The sequence below is a fragment of the Actinomadura rugatobispora genome, from assembly GCF_042656285.1.
Taxonomy (GTDB): domain Bacteria; phylum Actinomycetota; class Actinomycetes; order Streptosporangiales; family Streptosporangiaceae; genus Spirillospora; species Spirillospora rugatobispora.
This window is the reverse complement of the sequence record NZ_JBHSON010000001.1, coordinates 68,471-90,228: the sequence shown is the minus strand read 5'-3', so window position 1 is coordinate 90,228 and position 21,758 is coordinate 68,471. Positions and strand designations below refer to the sequence as shown.

Below are 21,758 nucleotides of genomic sequence, written 5' to 3'. Positions count from 1 at the left end.
GTCAGGTACGCGCCGCCGCTGACGGTTAGCCATAGATAGCCGTTAGCTATCAAGAACGTCAAGCCGAGCGGAGGAGTGAATGTCTCTGGCGGTCGCCTTCTCAGGTATCCCGGTCGACGGCTTCGCCGCCCGCAGTAGGCTGCCGGGCATGGAGCGGCTGGTGGGGTTGCTGTACGAGGTCGGGCTGCTCAAGCGGTACAAGCGGACGGGCTGGCTCGTCGCGGGGGTCCGGGATCCGGAGAGCATCGCCGATCACTCGTTGCGGACGGCGATCATCGCCAGTGTGCTGGCGGCGATGGAGGGGGCCGATCCGGAGAGGGCGGCCTTGCTCAGTCTCTTCCATGACAGCCAGGAGACCCGGCTCACGGACATCCCGTATCTGGCGCGGCCGTACGTCACGAAGGCGTCCAACGAGAGGGTGACGGCGGACCAGACGGCCGGGCTTCCGGAGGCGGTGGCGCGGATGATCACGGGCGTGGTGGACGAGTACGAGGGCAGGGCGAGCGCGGAGGCGGTCTGCGCCCGGGACGCCGACAAGCTCGAATGCCTCCTGCAGGCCGTCGAATACCGCGAGCACGGGAACGCGAACACGCAGCCGTGGATCGACAGTTCCCTGGCCCAGCTTCGGACGGAGACGGCCCGGAGGCTCGCTGAGGAGGCCCTCCGCACGGGGTCGATGGAGTGGTACAAGCGGGCTATGGACGGCGCGTGAGTTCGAGCCAGACGTCGGGCGGGCCCGTGACGGCGCGGGCGTCGGACGGTTTGAGGCCCGCGTAGGCGCAGGCGTAGGCGATGGCCCGGTGCCGGTAGAGGTAGGCGAGAAGGATCTCGTCTGAGTCGTCGTCGGCGATCGGCTCGCCGCCGGGGGTGACGTCCCAGCTTTCGGTGACGCCGTCGATCAGCACGCTGCCCTGGTTCCCGCTCTTGGGGTTGGCGTACATGCCGTAGCAGAGGGTGCCGGCGGACAGGCGGGTCGTGACCTCCCGGGTGCGGGGCAGGTAGCCCCAGGGCTGGGTGATGACGCATCCGCCCGGCACGTCGGTGGCGCCGACGATGAAGTCGAGCTCGTCGTCGTCCAGTTCCTCGTGGAAGGGCCAGGGTTCGTCGGCGTACTCCTCGTCGGGGACGATCGGGGTCGCCTCCAGGCGCCGTGCGGCCTCGGCCGCGTCGATGTCGGCGACGCAGGCCAGGCCCGTGCCGTGGTAGTGGGGGACGTCGAGCGCCGCGATCAGCTGGGCGCTCTCCGCCACCATGGCGGCCTCGGCGTCGGAGAGGCCGGGTTCGCCGGGCGGGACGGGGAAAGGTGTCGGGCCCGCCAGGCTGAGCTGGCCCGGGGACCAGCCGCCCATCATGGGGCGCCACGGGTCGGCGCCGGCGGCGGCGAGCACGCGGGCGTTCTCGGGACGGCGGGCGTAGACGGCCAGCCACAATGCCGTACGGCCTTCGTGGTCGGCGTCGATGTCGTCGACGCGCCGGGCCAGCTCGGCGACCACTTCGGGGGAGCCGTCCCGTGCCGCCACGTGGAGGGGGAGTTCGCCGTGCCACACGGGTGCGTTGGGGTCGGCGCCGGCGTCTAGGCGGGCGCGGACGAGGGCGAGGTTCTCCCAGTTGCGCCGGGGCATGCCCGTCCAGTCGGAGTCCATGGGATCCGGATGGTACGGGCCGCCTCTGACAGGCTGGGGTACGCTCGGATCCATGTCGGCGCCCCGGATCTCCTAGCTCAGGACACACGTTCCTCGCCACCCGTGTGCCCATGAGCCTTTCCGGAGCGTCATTCCATGCTTTCCTTCCGTGATGTCGGCGTGCGTGCCGGCTCCCGCCTGCTGCTGTCCGGTGCCACCGCCCATGTCGCCCCCGGCGACCGCGTCGGGCTGGTCGGACGTAACGGGGCGGGCAAGACCACCCTGATGAGGATCCTGGCCGGGGCGTCGCCGGCCGCGGCGGGGCAGGTCGTCCGTACCGGGCCCGTCGGCTACCTGCCGCAGGATCCGGCGGCGGCCGATCCGGCGGTGACCGTGACCGGGCGCATCCTGTCTGCCCGCGGCCTGGACGAGGCGGTGCGGGCCCTGCGCGTGGCCGAGGCCGCCTTGGTTCAGGACGAACGGGCGATGGCCCGGTACGTCCGTGCCGAGGCCGAGTTCCAGGCGCGTGGCGGGTACGGCGCCGAGTCCGAGGCCGCGCGGATCGCTGCGGGGTTGGGTCTGCCCGACCGGGTCTTGGAGCGTCCGATCGGCGAGTTGTCGGGTGGGCAGCGGCGGCGGGTCGAGTTGGCCCGGGTCCTGTTCGCCGAACGGGGCACGCTGCTCCTGGACGAGCCCACCAACCACCTGGACGCCGACTCGATCGGCTGGCTCCGCGGCTTCCTGGGCGGGTATCCCGGCGGGCTGGTGCTGATCAGCCACGACACCGGGCTGCTGGACGCGGTCGCCAACCGGATCTGGCACCTGGAGCACGGCGCGATGGAGGTGCACAACACCGGCTGGCGCACCTACCTGGCCGACCGGGACTCCGCCGAGCGGCGCCGGGCGCGGCAGCGGGCGGCGGCCGAGCGCAAGGCGGCGGCGCTGCACGCGCAGGCCGACAGGATGCGCGCGAGGAGCGCGACCGCCGTGCGGGCCAGGGACATGGCGCGGCGGGCCGACCGGATGCTGGCGGAGTCCGAGCCGGTGCGGCGGGCGGAGAAGGCCGCCAGGATCCGGCTGCCCGATCCGGCGCCGTCCGGGCGGATGCCGCTGGGCGCCGTGGGCCTGTCCAAGTCGTACGGTGACCTGCGGGTGCTGTCGGGCGTGGACCTGGCCGTCGACCGGGGCGGGCGGCTGGTGGTGCTCGGGCTGAACGGCGCGGGCAAGACCACGCTGCTGAAGGTTCTCGCCGGGCGGCTGGGGCCCGACTCGGGGCGGGTGGTGCACGGGCACGGGCTGCGGCTGGGGTACTTCGCCCAGGAGCACGACACGCTCGATCCGGCCCGTACCGTCGCGCAGAACCTCGCGGACGCCGCGCCCCACCTGGAGCCTGGGCAGGCGCGCCGCATCCTGGGCTCGTTCCTTTTCTCTGGGGACGACGCGGACAAGCCCGCCGGGGTCCTGTCAGGCGGGGAGAAGACGCGGCTGGCCTTGGCGGGGCTGGTGAGTTCGGGGGCGAACGTGCTGCTGCTGGACGAGCCCACCAACAACCTGGATCCGGTGTCCCGGGAGGAGGTTCTGGGGGCTCTCGGCGCGTACAAGGGCGCGGTGGTGATGGTCACCCATGACCAGGCCGCGATCGAGGCTCTCCGTCCGGAACGGGTGCTGCTGCTGCCGGACGCCGACGAGGACCTCTGGAGCGAGGACTACATGGAGTTGGTCGCCCTCGCCTGACCGGACGGGCCTGAGCCTTCGGCGTCCTTCCGGTAGGCGGTCGGGCTCTTGCCGAGGGTCCGCTTGAACGCCGAGCTGAACGCGAACGCGTCCGTGTAGCCGACCTCGCGGGCCACGGCGGCGACCGTCGCCGACGGGTCGGCCAGCCGTTCGGCGGCCAGCGCCATCCGCCATCCGGTGAGGTAGGCCAGCGGGGGTTCGCCGACCAGTTCGGTGAACCGCCGGGCGAGGGTGGTGCGGGAGGCGTGCGCGGCGGCGGCGAGGGAGGCCAGCGTCCAGGGGCGGCCGGGGTCGGCGTGGACGGCGCGCAGGGCCGGGCCGACCACCGGGTCGCCCAGGGCCTGGTACCAGCCGGGCCGCACCGCCTCGGGACGGTCGAACCAGTCGCGCAGCGTGCACACCAGCAGCCAGTCGAGCAGGCGGTCCAGGACGATCTGGCGGCCCGGGCGGCAGGCGTCCAGCTGGGCCTCCAGGTAGCCGCGCATGGCGGCGCAGTCGTGCTCGTCCGGGACGACGATCATCGGGGGCAGCACGCCGACCAGGCGGCGCGCGATCTCGCCGTTCAGCCGGTAGGACGCGGCGAGGAGGACGGTGTCGCCCGTGCCAGCGGCGGAGTCGCCGGGGCCGACGTCGCGCACGGTGCGGGGCGCGTCGGTGTCGGCGAACACGAACGGCTCGGGGCCGCGCACGATGGCGGCCTCGCCGACCCGGATCGGGAGGGTCAGGTCGCCCTGGGTGAGCAGGCCCTCGCCGCGCATGGGCACGCACAGTGTCAGCGGCGCGCCGTCGGTGAAGCGCAGCCCCCACGGGGGCGTGAGCGCGGAGGTGCCGAACGCGGCGCCTTCGCCGCGCACGCCTTTCAGCAGATCGTCGAAGGGGTCCACGCCGTCACGATATAGCCGGTCCTGACCTCCGCTCGGCCCCCGTGTGACACGGCGAATCAGTGAAAGTCCGGAAAAACCGGGGTTCATTCCAGTACGTTCGCCGTCCGCACGGTGAATGATCACTCGAGGAACCGGATACGGGGCCGGGGTACGAGGGGGAAGCGAGCATGTCTTCGTGGGCCGCACGGCTCCAGACGGCGATCGACCAGTGGCGGGACGGCGACCTGGACGGCGCGGCGGGGGCCCTGCGCGCGATCGTCGTCTCCGCCCGTGACGACTCCGGCGGCGGGGCCGAGGCCGTGGCCGAGGCGTCCCATCTCCTCGGCCGCCTGCTGCAGGAGAGCGGCGACCTGGACGGGGCGCGGGCCGCGCACCGCTCGGTCGCCGCCGGGAGCCATCCGGTCTTCGCGCAGCGCTCGGCCGTGGCGCTCGGCCTGATGCTGGTGGACGCGGAGGAGTGGGCGGAGGCCCACCGCCCGCTGCGGGCCGCGGCCGGCGGCGCCGACACCGAGATCGCGGCGATGGCCGAGCTGACGCTGGTGACCGTGCTGCGCCGCCTGGGCGACCTGGACGGCGCGGCGGCCGTCCTGGAGCGCGTCCGGCGCGCGGCGGACCCCGAGGTGGCCCGGCTCGCCGCGGACCTGGACGTCCCGCGCTGGCCTGAGGACGGCGGCGAGCGCGAGCGCGAGGCATGGGAGGCGTTCGAGTCGATCGGCGCGCTGCTGGACGAGCACGCGGAAGAGGCCGAGGCCGCCGACGAGGTCGTGCTGACCGCGCTGAACAGGATGCTGGCGCACGGCATGCCCGCCCTGTGCACCGCGGCGGCGTTCCGGCTGTACCCGATCTACGCCGGGCGCGGCGAGTTCGCCGACTGCCGCCGGGTCATGGAGCACGCGATCGCGGTCGGGGACCCGGCCGAGCGCGGCCGGGCCGAGAAGCTGCTCGGCGCCGCGCTGTTCGACCTCGGTGAGAACGCCGAGGCGCGGGAGGCGTACCGGCGCGCCGCCGAGGACCACCGCCCGGAGATCCGGCTGGACGCGCTGATCCAGGAGTCGAAGTTCACCCGGGACATGGACGGCGAGGAGGGCGAGCGGGAGGCCCGGGGGATCCTGTGGCGGGTCGTCGAGTCGGGCCATCCCGAGTTCGCCGTGGAGGCGCGGGCCTGCCTGGGGCAGGTGTACTCCGAGGCCGGTGAGGTCGAGGACGCCGTCGCCAACTGGCGGGCGGTGCTGGACGGCGTCTCCGAGTACCGCTGGGGCGCGGTGCACTTCCTCGGCACGCTGCTGGCCGGGCTGCCGGCGGACGATCCGCGCCGCCTGAGTGTGGTGGAGCTGCTGGAGCGGGCCGGGGAGATCGACGACGAGCCCGACCTGGCGTTCCAGGCCCGGCTGGTGCTGACCCAGGCGCAGCTGGCCGTGCGCGGCCCCGACGAGGAGTACGAACGGGCGGTCGACGACTGCGACGCCGCGTTGGAGCGGCTGCGCGAGGGCGCGGTGGACGAAGCCCGCGCGCTGCTGCGCCGGGTGGTGGACGCGGAGATCACCGGGCCGTCCGACCGGGCCGCGTCGATGCTGGCGACCCTGGAGTTCGGCGAGGGCGACCCCGAGCAGGCGGACGAGCTGCTGGAACCCGTCGCCGACGGCGAGGACTTCGCGGGCGGGTTCGGCGCGGCCGTGCACCGCCTGCTGATCGCGGCGAGCGGGGCCGGGGCGCCGCATCCGGTGCTCGCCGCACTGGTCGACTACCAGCGGCTCGGCCGGGAGATCGGCGTCGCCCGCTACCGGGAGTGCGAGGGGCACGCCGACCCGGCCGTGGCGGCGCTGGCCAAGAGCATGCTGGGGCAGGTGTACGTCTCGCTGGGCGCCGCGCCCCGTTCGCAGGGCGTGCGACTGCTGGACGAGGCCGCCGCGTCCGGTGACCCGCTGGCGCTCTCGCACGCCGCCGTGCTGTCCTGGATCCTCCGCGACGCCTCTGGCGCGTCCGAGGCCGACGAGGTCATCGGCGCGCTGCGGCGGGCACGCGACGGCGGGCATCCGGTGCTGGCGCCGTGGGTGGCGTACGCGCTGGGCACCGCCCTCCAGGGCCGGGACGCGGACGGCGACGCCGGCGAGGCCCTCGACGCGTTCGAGGCGGTCTCCCGTTCCGGGCATCCGGGGCTGGCCGCGGAAGCCGAGGCGGGCGCGCTCCAGATCCTGGAGGCGCGGGGCGATCTGGCCGGGGCGGCCGCCGTGCACGAGCGGATCGTGGCGCGCGGCGACCGGCTGCGGGCGCCGCGCAGCGCCTGGCTGCTGGGCTTCACCCGGGTCCGGCTGGACGACTTCGACGCGGCGCGGGCGGCGTTCGCGCTGGTGCCCGAGGACCATCCGGAGCTGGCGGTGGACGGGGTGTTCGCGCGCCGCCTCCTCGACCGGGACTTCGCGGGGGCCGCGGCGGTGCTGGCCGGCGCCCGGGAGCGCGGCGAGGACCATCGCGGGGCCATGACCGCCTGGCTGGCGCTGGAGGCCGCGCACGCGTGGCAGCGCGCGGGCGAGCACGCGTCCACCGACGCCGCGCTGTCCCTGGCGATCGAGCACGGACCGGCCGTCCAGGCGCAGGAGGCCGCGCTGTACCTGGGCGCGCTGCGCGGGGACGCGGGCGATCACGCGGGCGCCGCCGAGGCGTGGGCCCGCGCCGCCGAAGGCGAGGACGAAGGCCAAGCGCGCCGCGCGGCCGGCGGGCTCGGCGAGGCGCTGTTCCACCTCGGCGACCTGGACGGGTCGGCCGACGCGTATCGGCGGGCGCTCGACGCCGCCGATCCGGGGGACGAGGAGCACACCCGGCTCCTGGACACCGTCGTACGGGTGCTGGTCGCGGCGGGTCGGGTGGAGGAGGCCCGCGCCGTCCAGGTGGACCAGACCGGCGACGGCCCGCACGTCGCCCTGACGCTCGGCGCCGCGCTCCGCGACAGCGGCGACCCGGACGCCGCCGCGGCCGAGTTCGAGACCGTGCTCGCCGCCGCCCCGTCCGACGACAGCATGGAGCTCCGGGCCGCCGCGATGGCGGGCGTGCTGCTGGCCCGGCTGTGCGACCAGCGGGGCGAACCCGCGCGGGCCGCCGAGCACGCCCGGCGGGCCGTCACCCGCTACGAGCGCCTCGCCGAGCCCGGCAGGGACGGCGCCGAGGACGCGGCCGAGAGCCTGGCCGTCGCCGCCTACGAGCTGGGCGGCTACCTGACCGCGACCGGCGACGATGACGGCGCCCGCCACGCCTACGAACGGGCCGCGGCCTCCTCCGACCCCGACATCGCGCTGCCCGCCATGGAACGGCTCGGCACGGCGAGCCTCGTCGAGCGGGCGGTGCTGCGGCTCCGCGACGGCGACGACGCAGGCGCCCTGGAACTCCTCGCCCGCGAGTACGGCACGCCCCTCATCGCCGAACTGCACGTCGCGCTGTACCACTGGCGGCTCCCGGACGTCCGCGGACTGCTCGCGCGGGCGGCCGGCGCCGGGCACGCCGAGCGCGCCGCCGACCTGGTCTCCCTCGTCGCTCAGGAGCGGCTCGCCGCGGGCGCGGACGGGTCCGGCGACCTGTACGGGCTCGTCCTCGACCACGGCACGCCCCGGCAGGTCGCCGAGATCTGCGCTGCCTTCGGGCACGCCCACTGGCTGGCCGGGGACCTGGACGCCGCGGTCGAGACCCTCGAACGCGGCGCGGCGATCGACGATCCCGCGGCGTTGCAGTGCCTGCAGCATCTCCTCCCGGTGCTGTCGGTGCGCGGTGACCTCGATGCCCTGGTGACCGCCGCCCGGCGGGCCGTCGCCACCGCCGACCCGGAGACCGCCGTCCAGGGGCACTGGGCACTGGGCGGGGTGCTCAAGGACCGGGGCGATCTGGCGGGCGCCGTGGCGGAGCTGCGCGCCGCGTCCGAGCAGGCCGACGCCGTGTACGTGCCGTACATCCAGGTGGAGCTCGGCGAGGCGTTGCATGAGCACGGCGACACCGAGGCCGCGCACCGCACCATGGAGTCGCTGCTGACCTGCGACGATCCCGTCCCGGCGGTGCGCGCGGGCAACCTGCTCGGGGTCTGGCTGGGCCAGGACGGGCGGCACGCGGGCGCCGCCGAGGCCATGGGCGCGGCCGCGGCGGCGGCGCTGCGCGTCCCGGAGCCGGACGACCAGGTGCGCGAGCTGCACCGGATGGCGCTGAACAACCTGGGCGCCGTCGCCGGCATGGCCGACGAGGCCGGGGACGCGGCCATCGCCGTGCGCGCCCTCCGGCTCGCGGCCGCGGGCGGCGCGCCCGACGGCGCCGTCGAGATCGCGCGGCGGTACGCGGCCGAGGCCGCCGACCGCGGCGACCTGGACGCCGCGCGCGCCTACTACAAGGGCGCCGCCGCCTTCCCGCCCGCCGGCGACCGGACCGCCCTGCTGGCCCTGGCCGAACTCCTCGCCGAGCGCGGCGAGCCGGAGGAGGCCCGGACGCTCCTGGAGCCGCTCGCGTCGTCCGACGACGTCGCCGTGCGGATGGCGGCCACCGCCCTGCTCGTGCCCCTGCTCAAGGAGGCGGGCGACGACGGCGCGGCCCTGGAGGTCGCCGCCCGCGCCGCGGGCCATCCGGTTCCGGTTCCCGACCCTGTTTCCGCCGGCGACCCCGCGCCCGAGCCCGAGCCCGAGAGCCCTGAGACCGGCGAGCCCGCCGACCTCCTGAGCGCGCTGCGAGAACGGACCTGGAAGCACTACGAGGACGGCGACCTGGACGAGGCCGAGGCACTCGCGCGCCGCTCCACCGGAACCGGCGACCCCACGACAGTGGCGTCGGGCCACCAGGTGCTGGCGAAGATACTCAGCGGCCGGGACGACCTGGACGGCGCCGAACACGCGTACCGCCAGGCGCTGGAGGCCGCCGCGCGGATCGAACCGGACGACGCCGACCTCGCCGACGCCCTCCAGACGCGCCTCGAACTGGCCCACGTGCTCCAGCGCAAGGGCGACGACGGCGCGGCCAAGACCGAGGCCGCGCGCGTCCGGGAGCGGGCGGCGGGCGCCGGGGACGTCGTCCTCACCGCCAAGGCCGACAGCTACCTGGGCAACATCATGTACCTCGGCGGCGACATGCCGGGGGCGCTGGAGGCGTTCGGGCGGGTGGCCGTGCTCACCGGCCCCGGCGAGCCCTGCCAGTTCGCCGACATGATCTCCACGGCCGCCAACAACGTGATGGCCATCGCGATCGAGTCGGGGACCAAGGGCGAGCACGCGCTCGCCCTGCGCGGCATGGTCCTGGGGACGCGGGCCGGGTTCCGCGACAGCGGCGCCGACGTGGCCCTCACGGTGGCGGCCCAGGTCACCGGGAACGACCCCGCGGGGATACGGTCGTTCCTCGAAGCGGTCGTCGGCGTGGACGCCGCCTACGACGGCGCCCTCCACGCCGCCCTGGCCACGCTCACCTCCACCGAATCCGACGAACCCGAGGCCGAGGAGGAGAACGGCCCGGACGGCGCCGACTCCCTGCTGTGGCTGATGCGCAACCAGTCGGGCAAGGCCACCGCCGGCGCCGCGGGCCGGCAGCTGATCCGCGCCGCCCGCGAGATCATGGACGACGACCCGGCGCAGGCCCGCCGGATCCTGGAGACGGTCGTGGCGTACGGCGACCCCGAGGAGATCGCCGTCGCCTACGACGACATCGGCGACATCCACGGCTTCGTCGAGGACGACATGGAGGCCGCCGTCGCCGCGTACCGCAAGGGCGCGGACGTCGACCACCCGGCCGCGCTGGTCCCGCTGCGCAGTCTGCTGCTGGCGCTGGCGGACCAGGAGGACCACGACGCCGTCGCCGAGACCGCCCAGCGCGCGGTGACCAGCGGCGACCCCGAGACGGTCGCGGTCGGCTACTGGCTGTGGGGCGACTCGCGCGGGCACCGCGGCGACGGCGACGCGGCGGTCCGGCTGTACCGGCGGGGCATCGCGGCCGGGCATCCGGAGGTCACCCCGCGGATCCGCACCGACCTGGCCCGGACGCTGCGCGAACGCGGCGAGCCGGGGGAGGCGGCGGCGGAGATCTCCCGTGCCGCCGAGGCCGCCGACCCGGAGGTGCGGGCGCGCGCCGGCACGCTGCGCGGCCAGTGGGCCTTCGAGGACGGCGATCTCGCGGCGGCGGCCGAGGCCCTCGGCCTGGTCGCCCGCGCGGAGATCGACCCGGCCGACCCGGAGCCGCTGTCGTCGCTGGCGGAGACGGCCGCCCAGAACCTGGCGGTCGTGGCCGAGCGGGCGCACCGCGAGGGCGTCCACGAGGTCGCGGGCCGGGCGCTGGCGCTGCTCCGCTCCACGGGCGAGCAGGACGCGGTCGAAACCGCCCGGCGGTACGCCACCGGGCTGGCCGAGGCCGGTGACCGCGCCGCCGCCATGCTGTACGTGGAGTGCCTCGCCGGGATGCTGTCCGACCCCTCGCCCGACCTGGAGATCGGCCTGGCCGACCTGTACGTCTCGGCGGGCGACCCGGAACGGGCGCGCGCGATCTACGAGCGGCTGGCCGGGCACTCCGACGCCGAGGTGCGGCTGGTCGCCAACGGGCGGCTCGTCCCGCTGCTGCGCCGGGCCGGCGACGCCGCGGGCCTGGAGGGCGTCACCCGGGCGATCACCGGCGACTCCGCCGAGACCGGCCTCGACGAGGGCGACCAGGCGTTCCTGGGCAGCCTGCTCGGGCTGCTGCAGCGCGAGCAGGGCGACCACGAGGGCGCGCTGCGCACCCTCCGCGCCGCCGCCGAGAGCGGCGAGCCCACCGCGCTGTTCTCGCTCGGGCAGGCGCTGGTGGACGCGGGCGAGTTCGCGGAGGGCGGCGAGGTGCTGGCCCGCATCCCGGAGACGGAGACGCGCTACACGCGGCACATCGCCGTCCTGCTCGCCCGCGCCCACCACGAGCAGCGGCCCGACCGGGCGCGGGAGCTCTACCTCCAGGCCGTCCAGGGGCCCGGCGACGCCGACGCGCACGCGGAGGCGCTCGCCAAGATGTACCTGGGCGCGCTCGGCAAGCGGGACCGGGACTGGCCGGAGGCGCTGCGCTGGTACCGGCAGGTGATCGACGCCGGAGTGGAGGGCCAGGCGCCGCTGGCCGCGGCCCACCTGGGCGAGCTGGCGTACTGGCTGGGCGACCGCGACTCTGCGGTGCGGTACTACGAGCTGACCCTGGCAACCGGGACGACCAAGGCCGACCTGGTGGGCGAGGCCGCGTACCGGCTCGGCGAGATCCGGCACGGCGACGGCGACCTCGACCTGGCCCGGGAGCATCTGCGGCGGGCGGCCGGGTCCGGCGAGGAGTCCTTCGCCGAGCAGGCCCGCGCCCTGCTGGGCAAGCTCGACCCCGAAGGGTGAGGCGCGGGACTCAGATCCGCGCGTTGGCGCGCAGGACCGCCACGGCGTGCACGGTGATGGCGCCGCGCCATTCCAGGGCGCCCGCCGGGGAGATCTCGGCGTAGTCGACCTTCCAGCCGCCGTCGTCCTGCTGCCCGGCGGCGAGCCGGTCCAGGTCGGCCTCGATCACCTCGGGGGCGAGCAGGTCCCGGACGGGGCGCCCGGGGCGGGGGGCGATGTCCAGGGGACGGAGCCTCTCGTCCGCGGTGCCGCCCTCGACCGGCAGCTCGCCCTCGGGCGGGACGAACGCCGCCAGCCGCCGGAGCAGGGCGCCGGCCTCCTCGGGCCGGGTGTCGTGCGCCGCGTCCAGGAAGTGCAGCGCGAACGACAGCACGTACGCGTGCGGCCTCTCGTCGAGCGCCTCCACGGCCTCGAAGCAGTAGCCGACCGCCCGGTCCAGCCAGGGATGGGCGGCGACGGCCGGGTCGTGCGCGGCCACCCGGAGCGCGGCGGCCGCCGACACCGCGGTGATCTGGAGGGAGGACACCGCCGGGTCGGCGGCCCGCCACCACGGGGCGGTCGCGGCCTCGGTGGTCAGCGGCAGCGCCATCGGCAGGCCGCCGTCCGGCAGCGTGACAGAGCCCAGCCAGTCGCAGAGCGCGGCCGCCTCCGGGAGGCCGGTCGCGGGCGCGGCGGCCCGGGCGGCCTCCTCGAAGACCTCGAAGGCGTGCAGCGCGGTCCCGGGCTGGCTCTCGGGGGAGCGCAGGTCGGGCTCCAGGCCCCAGCCGTAGCCGCCGTCGGGGTTGCGGTAGCCGTCCAGGGCGGCGAGCAGACCGGCGGTGTCGCCGCCGCCCGTGAGCAGCGCGAAGCGGCGGCGGTCGAGGACGCGGGCGTGGCCGGCCATGAAGGACCCGGCGGCGTGGATGTCGATCGTCATGCGTCCATCGTGGGCGGGCCGGGCCGTCCGGTCTTGTAGGTTCCGGTCGCGCCGCCGCGCGTGTCGCGCAGGGCCCTGACCTGCAGGGGTGATGTCGCCGCGAAAGGGAACGATCTTCTCGTCACGTGCGGTGGCGGCCTCGGGACGCCAGGGGAAGGGGGGCGATGACCGGCCTGCGACGCCTGGTGCCGCGTTCCCTGCGCGCCAGGCTGACGGTGGTGGCCGCGCTGATCTCCATGGTGGTCTTCTCGATCACCTCCAGCCTGATCCTGGCACTGGTGCCCGGCGACCTGCGGGAGGGGCTGGAGAGCCGGGTCGAGCTGGCGGCGCGGCGGGCGGCCGGCCCGGCCCGCACCGGGAATCTGCCCGGGACGCTGAGCGTGCCCCACGGCGGCCTGGGCCCCGGCTACGAGGTGCAGGTCGTCGCGAGCGACGGCCGGGTGCTGGCCTCCAGCGCCGGGCTGCGCGGCCGGGGCCGGATGGCCTCCTTCGAGCCCGAGGGGTACGAGGCCGTCGCCACCCAGCAGGTCCCGATGCGGCCGCCGGGCGGGCGCTCGGAGAAGCCCGAGGAGCACCTGGTCGCCGCGCTGCGGGTGCGCTCGCCGTACGGTCCCGTGACCGTGTACGCGGCCGTCGACCTGGTCGAGGTGCAGCGCGCCCTCACCCTGCTCAACCTGCTGATCTTCATCGTCACGCCGTTCGCGGTCCTGCTGGTGGCCTCGGTCGCGTGGGGCGCGGTGGGGCTGTCGCTGCGCCCGGTGGGGCGGATCCGGGCGCAGCTGGAGGAGATCAGCGGCCAGGACCTCAGCCGCCGCGTGCCCGTGCCCGGCTCCGGGGACGAGATCGCCCGCCTGGCGTCCACCACCAACGCCACGCTGGAGCGGCTGGAGCGGTCGGCCGAGGCGCAGCGGCGGTTCGTCGCCGACGCCTCCCACGAGCTGCGCAGCCCGATCACCTCGCTCCGCCTCCAGTTGGAGGCGAACTCCGCCTACCCCGAGGGCGCCGACTGGCCCGCCGCGAACGCGCAGGCCCTGGCGGCGACCGAGCGGCTCTCGGGGATCGTGGACGAGCTGCTGATGCTGGCCCGGCTGGACGCGGGCGCGACCGCCGAGCGGCGCGTGGTGGACCTGAGCCGGCTGGCCGCCGAGCAGATCAGGCGGCTCGCCCGCGCCCGGGTGCCGGTGCACGCGGACCTGGACGGCCCCGCGCGGGTGCTCGGCTCGCCCGTCCAGCTGGACCGGCTGCTGACCAACCTGCTCGACAACGCCGTCCGGCACGCCCGCGCGCGGGTCGACCTCAGCGTCGCGGTCAGGGACGACGAGGTGGTCGTGACGGTGGACGACGACGGCACCGGCATCGCGCCGGAGGACCGGGAGCGGGTCTTCGAGCGGTTCACCCGCCTGCGCGAGGGGCGCCGGCTCGACAAGGGCGGCAGCGGCCTGGGGCTGCCGCTGTCCCGGGAGATCGCGGCCTCGCACGGCGGGACCCTCACGATCGAGGACGGCCCGCGCGGCGCCCGCTTCGTGCTGCGGCTGCCGGGCGTCCACTAGGAGCCGGCGGCTCGCGCGGCCCGCGAAGGAGGTCACGGCGACCGGTGCGCGCCTCAACCGGTCGCCGTGACCCCGTCCCCCCACCCGGTGGGGAGGCGGTCGCGGCTCCAGGGCGGCGGCCGTCCGTCTCACCGGGCGCCGCCCGCCCCCCACCAGGAACCGATGCGAGCCTCACTCCCACAGGGTGCGATGAAGCTATTCCGTACTGGGCCGTAGGTTCGGCCCTACGGGGACCCTGTCGACGAGCGGTCGAAGGGGGGCGTTGAGTGGTGAACCGATTACCGCCTGTTGGTATGAGCGGTAGGTGCGGGACCGGAATCCGGACTGACCGTTTCGACCAGTTCGGCGGTTACCAGCGGGCAGCCGACCCCCGTCCGCTCCGCCACCCGGGCGACCTGGCGGGCGGCCTCCGCCGGGCGCCCCCGCGCGATGACCGCCACCGCGGCCCGGATCGCGGCCAGCCGCTCCTCCGGTGCCGCCAGCGTCCCGCCGCACCGCGCGATCGCGTCGTCGACCAGCACGTCCATCAGGCTCGCCCGGGAGCGCAGCGCCGCCCGCACGCCCGCGCGGCCCCGCTCCCGCAGCACCCCGGCGGGGTCCTCGCCGGGGCCGAGGGGCACCGCCTCCACGGGGCCGCGGACGCCGTCCAGCCGCGTCCAGAGGCGCCGCGCCGCCGCCCGCCCGGCCCGGTCCCCGTCCAGCGCCACGACCAGCCCGGTCCGGTCGAGATCGGCGACCCGGGCGAGCGCGCCGAGCTGCCCCGCCGTCGGCGCCAGCCCGCAGGTGGCGACGGCGGCGTACGCGCCGGAGGCCAGGTTGACCGCGATGGCGTCCAGCGGCCCCTCGACCACCACCGGGCGGGCCGTCCCGGCGGCCAGCCGCTCGCGCACCTCGTGCAGGCCGTACAGCAGCTCGCCCTTGCGGTACGCGGCGGTGTCCGGGCCGTTGAGGTACTTGGGGCCGGGCGCGCCTTCGGGCAGCCTCCCGACGAACCCGGCGACCGTCCCGTCGGCGGCGTCGCGGACCGCGAACATCGCCCGGTCGCGGAAGGTGTCGCGCAGCCGCCCCGACCGCGTGCGGCGGGCCAGCCCGGCGGCGACGAGCGCCTCGTCGGAGTGGCCGCGCGAGCGGAGGTGGTCGGTGAGCGCGCGCGGGCCGGGCGGCGCGTACCCGAGCCCCCAGCGCCGCTGCACTCCGCGGTCGAACCCCCGTCCGGCCAGGTAGGCGGGCACCCAGCCGTCGTCCAGCCGGGCCTGGAAGAAGCGGTGGGCGTCCCGCAGCGGGCCGCTCCCGTGCCCGCCGGCCGCGCTGATCCGCCGGCTCACCCGCAGGATCCGGTCGCCCACGTCGGGCACCGCGTACGGCACCGGCCCGTCCGGGAAGGCCGGCCGGTCCGCCGGGAGCCCGTACCGCGCCAGGACGAGGAACGCCACCGAGTCGGCCTCGAACCGGCGCGCCCCGCGGCAGCCCTGCGCCCCCGGCCGGTCGATCCGGTCGCCGGGACGCAGCGCGTGCGCCAGCTGGTGGGCGAGCCGGACGCAGGCGTCGAGGTCGTCGCCCCGTTCCGCGGCGGGCGGGATGCCGTACCGGGCCCCGAGCGCCGCGAGCCGCCTCCTGGCCTCGCGCGGTCCGGGGAAGGCGGGCGTCTCGGGCGGCAGGCCGTCGGTCTGGCTGATGTCGAACACGGCCCGCGGGCCCGTCCCGTTCGCGGTGGAGGCGTCCAGCACGTCGGCCAGGATCCGGATCCCGGTCTCGCCCCTGCGGACCTGGCGGCCGGCCGAGCGCCACGCCCCGTACGACCGGACGTCGGTGGCCGCCCGCCACTGCGCCGCGATCAGCAGCGTGTCGGTGAACCCGTACCGCAGCCCGAACCTGGCCGCCAGCTCCAGCCACCACGTCCACGGCAGCGTGCCGTCGCGCAGCCGGGCGGCCTCCCGCGCGGCGACGCCGCGCAGCACGGCGGGGAGCAGCTCGTCACCGGGCATCGCCATATAGCGGTCATACCCGGATAAATGCCTCAGCTCTCCTCGCTAGAGGCTAGAGCTAGAGCTAGAGGTAGAGGCCGAACAGCTCCTCGGGATGGTCGAGCATCGGCGGCAGATCGTCCGCCCGCAGCGTGATCAGGTCCTTCTTGCTCGGCGCCCGCACACCGTTCTTGGCCGCCTCGCCGGCCGCCTCGCCGTTGAACGCGGCGCGCTCGGCCAGCCGGGCGTCCCGCGCCGCCGACGCCACCCGCTGCGCCTGGTTGGCCACCGCGATGTCCAGCAGGTTCCGCATCAGCCGCCCGTTCCCGAACGACTCCCCGCGCTGCACCCGCCGCAGCGACGACCGCAGCAGATCCGTCGTGCCCGGCGCCAGCCGGAACCCGTCCGCCGTCGCCAGCGCCTCGAACACCGCCACCAGCTCGTCGTCGGTGTAGTCGGGGAAGTGCAGCTGCTTGGGGAAGCGCGAGTCGAGCCCCGGGTTGGCCGCCAGGAACTCCGCCATCTCCCGCTCGTACCCGGCCACGATCACCACCAGGTCGTCGCGGTGGTCCTCCATCAGCTTCACCAGCTCGGCGATCGCCTCGTGCCCGTAGTCGCTCTTGTGCGGCGACTGGGTCAGCGTGTACGCCTCGTCGATGAACAGCACCCCGCCGATCGCCCGCTCCACCAGCCGCCGGGTGCGCGGTGCCGTCTGCCCGATGTACTCGCCGACCAGATGGGCCCGGGACGCCTCCACCACGTGCCCCGACGACAGCACCCCCAGCCGCTTGTAGATCCGGCCCAGCAGCCGCGCCACCATCGTCTTGCCCGTCCCCGGATTGCCGGTGAACACCATGTGCCGGGTCGGCGGGCTGATCTTCAGCCCGCTCTCGCCGCGCAGCCGCGCCGCGTGCGTCCCCGCGATCAGCAGCGCGATCTCCTGCTTGATCGTCTCCAGCCCGGTGAGCTCGCGCAGCTCCGTCATCGGGTTGCCGGGGCTCTGCGTGGTGTCCAGCGCCGCCGGGACGTCCCGCTTCCCGACCACGAGCTCCTCGCCCTCGGCCGCACGGGCCCGCACCGCCTCCACCACCACATCGGCCAGGTACGGCGCGAGCCGCGCGTTCCGCAGCGTCTGCACCGGCGGCGTGGCCGCCAGCAGCTCGCCCGCCGCCGCGACCGCGTGCCGGGTGCCCCGCGCCCCGCGCTCGCGCAGCGCCCGCCGGAACAGCTCGGCATGGCCGCCGGCGTCGAACGGGACGGTACGGGCGACGCGGAAGCGGTGCGGCAGCACCGGGTTGATCTCCCGGATCCGCTCGTCCCCGCCCGCGTCGCACAGCGCCACCAGATGCAGGTCCTCGTGCACCGCCAGCAGCCGGTGCAGCTCGCCCGCGATCGCCTCGCCGTTGCCCGGATCGGTCACGATCCCGTCCAGGCCCTCGATGATCAGCAGCCGCTCGCCCGCGCAGTCGCGGACGTCGGCGTGCAGCTTGGCCACGGCGTCCGACAGGCGCTGCCCCACGAACAGGTTGTCGGTCAGCCAGACCGGGTCACGCCCCAGGTTGAGGGCCCGGCCCAGCTCCTGCGCCGCGTCCCGCTTGCCGGTGCCGTCCGGGCCCACCAGCAGCAGCCGCACCGGCTCGCGGCCCGCGCTCAGCTCCGCCAGCGCCCGGCTCACCTCCGGCTGCCCCACCAGCCCGCTCGCCAGCTCCGGGACGGCCGCGGCCGCCCCCGAGGAGACGCCGCCCGCCTCCGGCGGCACCGGCCGCAGCTCCTCCACCAGCGGGTTGACCACCCGGCGCCGCGGCGCGTACAGCCGCCGCAGATCGGTCTGGAACTGCCCGACCGGGATCCACTCCGGCTTGGGGAACCACGGATCGCCCGGCAGCCCCTGGACGGTCGCCACCCAGCGCATCGCCATGTCCAGCCAGGCCCGGCAGGCGTCCGCCGCGCCCGACACCAGCGCCCGCACCAGCCAGGCCCGCGTCCGCTCCTGCCACGCGGCCGGCTTGAACCCGCCGCGCTCGGACGGGAACCGCGCCTGCAGCTCCCGGTACCGGTCCTCGCCCAGCGCGGCCACCAGCTCGGCCGGGACCTGCTCCATGTTCCCCTGGAGCAGCAGCTGGATCAGGTGCGTCTCCACCGTCTCGTCCCGCGGCGCCACGCTCGCCAGATTCCCGTAGGCGGCCAGCAGCCCCGCCGTCACCCACTCCAGGTAGCCGACCGGGCCCATCAGCTCGGGCACCGCCGAGAGGATCTCGTCGTCGGCGTGCGCGTGCCAGTGCTCGCGAAGCTCCATCTTGGGCAGGTTCACGTCGCAGCGCGGCGGGTCGTCGTACAGCCGCAGCAGCGCCTTGCGCCGCCGCTCCAGCGGCTCGATGCCCTCCAGGACCGCCAGGCAGTCCCGGGCCAGCGAGATCGCCAGCTCGCGGTCGGGCGCCTCCACCAGCCAGTCCACCGGCGGCCGCCACCGGCCGCCCGGCGCGTCCCACCGGGTCATCCGGGAGCTGAGCGGCCCCGGATTGACCAGGTGCCGGTGCAGCAGCCGCTCCGGCAGCTGCGAGCACGACCCCGCCTTGATCGCCCCGCCGCCCGGCAGGAACGCCAGGATCCCGAAGATCTCCGCCGTCACCAGCGAGGCCGGCAGCGTCAGCAGCTTGTGCTCGTCGGTGGTCAGCCCCGCGCAGCGCGGATCGCGCGCCAGCGCGTCGATCCGCGCGCCGATCTCCTCGAACAGCCCGTCCGGCACCCGCCAGGGCCCGTACGAGTAGACGTCGAGGACCGGCTCGTCGGTGAGCAGTAGCCCCAGATGATCCGGCAGCCGCAACGCATTCTCCCCAAGAGTGACTCAAATCGGGGTAACAGCCTATGGTTCCGGAACGCATCGAATCCCCACCGGAGCCCGCCTCACCCGCAAGCTCCATTCAACTGTCCCCCGCCGACGGGCACCCCCGCGTTCACTGAGGACGTACAACCCCGCCGTGACCCCCCGGTCACTCTCAGCCCCCGATCCGCCGCTCCCCGTGACCGGCGAAACCCCCTCCCACCTCGGCAAGCGCCCCATGGCCCGGTGCGCGGCGGTCCCGTCGAACCGCGTGACGAACGCGAACACGATGTAACGACCCCGCACCCGGCCCACCCCGTGCCTGGGAGCCTCATCAACATTCTCAGCGATTCGCGTCCGCCGTCTGGGCGGCCCGAAAGCCGACGGTGAGCTCGCGCCGATCGGTCCTCTTCTCATCATCGATCGGACGCGACTCCCGCCCGGCCGGAAGTGGCCGCCGGCGCGCGGGACCGCCCGCGTCTCCCCGAGCCCCAGAAGGCAAGGGCGCCAACGGCTGGTTGCGCAACGCGACCCATGGCGGCGGCTCGACATATGGCGGCGCCCGACCCTGCTGGGCTCGTGTGTTCGGTCCGCGATCAGGTGGACGACCGTGTTGCCGAGGGACGGCGCGGCCGCGCCGCCCCGCGACCGGGGGCCTGGAGCGCGGAGAAGCGCACGCAGCACGTTTGTTTATCCGCTGGCGCTCGGCGTCTCTCTCCACCACCTGGGGCGATGGCGTAATCGGTGACGCCGGAGCCCTCCATGGCGTGGCATAAGGGGTCGACGCATCGCAAGGAGGCTGGTTCCGACTTGGCCGGAAAAAATGCGATCGTGATCACGCCGCCGGTATTCAACTTCTAGATGTACGCTGCATGTGACCGTTCTGTCACGATCATCGGAGGTGGCCGGGAGATGACGTTCGATGTCATCGTCCTGACTCAGAAAATGCCGGATACCGTGGCCGTGCTGGACGGCCTCGGCGCGGCCGGGGACGAGTTGCGGGTGGACCTCCCTGATCACGACGGGGTCATTCAGTTGTGCGACGACACCGGCGGGACACTGCTCTCGGTCGAGGCGCCGATCCTCATCCAGGTGCCGGACGAGGCCGAGCGCCTGCTGGGGGAACGGTCCGCCGGGCTGGAGCCGCCGCTGTGGAGGGTCGAGGTCCGCGCGGCGGAACGCGACGGCGCCGACGAGATCGCCCGGCGTTTCGCGGAGGCCCTGGTCCAGCGGCTCGGCGGAATGGTCTGGGATGGCGGCGCTGGGCCGTGACGACGGAACCGGCGGCGATCGTGGGCCGAGGACCCGGCATGACCGCGTCGCGGCGGCGATGGTGACCCTGGTTCGGTCGATCTGTCAGCGTCGTTGTTGACGAGGCTCGTGGTAAGTCAGCGGGCTCGGTAATTGTCGAAAGGTGCCCTCCCCGGGAATTGCGTCCGACGGGCCCGGCCGGGTCAGCGGGGGCGGGTGAGGGAGGTTTCGGTCCAGCGGGCGGCTCTGAGGGCTTCCTGGGCGGCGTTGGGGCGGCTGGTCGCGTAGTCGACCTCGACCAGGAGGTTGTCCAGGCGGAAGCCGACGATGACGTGGGTGCCCCTGGTGGAGGAGTAGCCGCCGTCGCCCAGGTCGCGGAGGTCGGTCACGGGGGCGGTCGCGTCGCCGCGCTCCTTGGCGTGGTGGCTCTGCGCGCCGGCGGCCGTCGGGGCGGTGCGGAGGGTGAGGGTCAGGTCGTCGTCCTGGCCGTCGGCGGTCGCGTTCGTCATCCACGTGCAGCTCTTGCGGGGCAGGTTGGTGGACGGGTCGGTTCCGGCGTCGTTCGTGGTGAAGAACGAGGGGACGAGCCGTGTCGCCTGCTCCGCGTTGATCAGGGCGCACGGGGCCGGGGGCGAGGCGAAGCGGCCGGGGGGCGCGGGGGCGGAGGTCGTCGGCGCGGCGCGTGGCGGTGTCCGGCGGTCGGGTGAGTGCAGGAGCGCGACGGCGACGACGACGGCGACGAGCAGGACGGCGCACGCCAGCACCGCGATGACCCAGGGAAGCGTCGTGCCCTTCTGGGGCGGGCCCGAGGGGGCGGTGTGCGGGGCCGCGGGGAGCGGGATCGCGGGCGAGGTCGGCTCGCCGGACGCCAGGGCGTGCAGGGCTTGCCCGGCCCTGTCCGCGCTCAGCCGGAGGGACGGGTCCTTGACGAGCGACGCCATGATGAGCGGGCCGAGGGGGCCTGCCTTCTGGGGGCGTTCGGGCTCGTCGGTCAGGACGGCGCTCAGCGTGCCCATGATCGTGGCCGCGACGAACGGCGGACGCCCCTCGACCAGGGTGTAGAGGGTCGCGCCCAGGGACCACAGGTCGGACGCGGGCCCGGTGGGCTCGTGCCCCACGCGTTCGGGCGCCATGTAGGAGGGGGACCCCATGAGGGACCCCTCCTGGGTGAGGGTGGCGTCCCCTTCGAGTGAGGCGATGCCGAAGTCGGTCAGTACGGCGCGGCCGTCGTCCCGGAGGAAGATGTTGGCGGGCTTCACGTCGCGGTGCAGGATGCCCTGGGCGTGGGCCGCGCGCAGGGCTCCGAGGATTTCCAGGCCGACGCGGGCCGCGCGGTCCCAGGGCAGTGGTCCGTCGGCGGCGACGACCGCGTCCAGAGAACGTCCTGGCAGCAGGTCCATGACGATGCACGGCCTGCCCTCGTCCATGACGACGTCGTGCACCGTGACGATGGACGTGTGGCGGACGAGCGCCGCGGCGCGGGCCTCGCGCATGGCGCGCTGCGCGGCCTGCTCCTGCTGCTCGGGGGACAGGTGGTCGGGGAGGAGCAGTTCCTTGACGGCGACGTCCCGTCCGAGGGCCTCGTCGTGGGCGCGCCACACGACGCCCATGCCCCCCTTGCCGAGGCGTTGGACGAGCCGGTAGCGGCCGGCGAGCAGGCGTGCGGTGTCCAT

The 21,758-nt window shown here is 75.2% G+C and carries 11 protein-coding genes; 5 read left to right on the top strand and 6 right to left on the bottom strand.

Going from position 1 to position 21,758, the window contains the following annotated elements; all coding sequences use genetic code 11:
- The first annotated feature begins 148 nt into the window (after positions 1-148).
- On the top strand, positions 149-712 hold the full coding sequence (locus ACFPZN_RS00330; RefSeq protein WP_378279228.1) for an HD domain-containing protein: 564 nt from the start codon (positions 149-151) through the stop codon (positions 710-712).
- Here ACFPZN_RS00330 and ACFPZN_RS00325 read toward each other — a convergent pair.
- Positions 696-1,643 (bottom strand): ankyrin repeat domain-containing protein, encoded by a 948-nt coding sequence (locus tag ACFPZN_RS00325; protein WP_378278869.1) that lies wholly within the window; start codon positions 1,641-1,643, stop codon positions 696-698. The two genes, ACFPZN_RS00330 and ACFPZN_RS00325, sit on opposite strands and share 17 nt — an antisense overlap.
- A 135-nt stretch (positions 1,644-1,778) precedes the next feature.
- On the opposite strand from ACFPZN_RS00325, the gene ACFPZN_RS00320 reads away from it, so the two are divergent.
- Complete coding sequence (locus ACFPZN_RS00320) at positions 1,779-3,356, top strand: ABC-F family ATP-binding cassette domain-containing protein (RefSeq protein ID WP_378278867.1); 1,578 nt, start codon at positions 1,779-1,781, stop codon at positions 3,354-3,356.
- Here ACFPZN_RS00320 and ACFPZN_RS00315 read toward each other — a convergent pair.
- Complete coding sequence (locus tag ACFPZN_RS00315; RefSeq protein ID WP_378278864.1) at positions 3,329-4,240, bottom strand: AraC family transcriptional regulator; 912 nt, start codon at positions 4,238-4,240, stop codon at positions 3,329-3,331. The genes ACFPZN_RS00320 and ACFPZN_RS00315 overlap by 28 nt on opposite strands.
- 167 nt (positions 4,241-4,407) lie before the next feature.
- Here ACFPZN_RS00315 and ACFPZN_RS00310 point away from each other — a divergent pair, with 167 nt between their 5' ends.
- Positions 4,408-11,583 (top strand): tetratricopeptide repeat protein, encoded by a 7,176-nt coding sequence (locus ACFPZN_RS00310; RefSeq protein ID WP_378278862.1) that lies wholly within the window; start codon positions 4,408-4,410, stop codon positions 11,581-11,583.
- Positions 11,584-11,593: 10 nt separating this feature from the next.
- Here ACFPZN_RS00310 and ACFPZN_RS00305 read toward each other — a convergent pair whose 3' ends face one another.
- Positions 11,594-12,499, bottom strand: a complete 906-nt coding sequence (locus tag ACFPZN_RS00305) for a hypothetical protein (RefSeq protein ID WP_378278860.1) — start codon at positions 12,497-12,499, stop codon at positions 11,594-11,596.
- A gap of 164 nt (positions 12,500-12,663) precedes the next feature.
- Here ACFPZN_RS00305 and ACFPZN_RS00300 point away from each other — a divergent pair, with 164 nt between their 5' ends.
- Positions 12,664-14,049: a sensor histidine kinase gene (locus ACFPZN_RS00300; protein ID WP_378278858.1), complete on the top strand. Its 1,386-nt coding sequence runs from the start codon at positions 12,664-12,666 to the stop codon at positions 14,047-14,049.
- A gap of 278 nt (positions 14,050-14,327) precedes the next feature.
- Here the strand turns inward: ACFPZN_RS00300 and ACFPZN_RS00295 are convergent, their stop codons facing one another.
- Together ACFPZN_RS00295 and ACFPZN_RS00290 are read right to left on the bottom strand one after the other, a co-directional pair.
- Positions 14,328-16,040, bottom strand: a complete 1,713-nt coding sequence (locus ACFPZN_RS00295) for a toprim domain-containing protein (protein ID WP_378278856.1) — start codon at positions 16,038-16,040, stop codon at positions 14,328-14,330.
- A 58-nt stretch (positions 16,041-16,098) separates the two neighbouring features.
- Positions 16,099-18,837, bottom strand: coding sequence for an AAA family ATPase (locus ACFPZN_RS00290; RefSeq protein WP_378278854.1), 2,739 nt, complete (start codon positions 18,835-18,837; stop codon positions 16,099-16,101).
- Positions 18,838-19,746: 909 nt separating this feature from the next.
- Here ACFPZN_RS00290 and ACFPZN_RS00285 point away from each other — a divergent pair.
- Positions 19,747-20,106 carry a hypothetical protein gene (locus ACFPZN_RS00285; protein ID WP_378278852.1) on the top strand — a complete coding sequence of 120 codons (360 nt, stop codon included), beginning with the start codon at positions 19,747-19,749 and terminating at the stop codon, positions 20,104-20,106.
- A gap of 182 nt (positions 20,107-20,288) precedes the next feature.
- On the opposite strand, the gene ACFPZN_RS00280 is transcribed toward ACFPZN_RS00285, so the two are convergent.
- Positions 20,289-21,758, bottom strand: a complete 1,470-nt coding sequence (locus ACFPZN_RS00280; protein WP_378278850.1) for a serine/threonine-protein kinase — start codon at positions 21,756-21,758, stop codon at positions 20,289-20,291.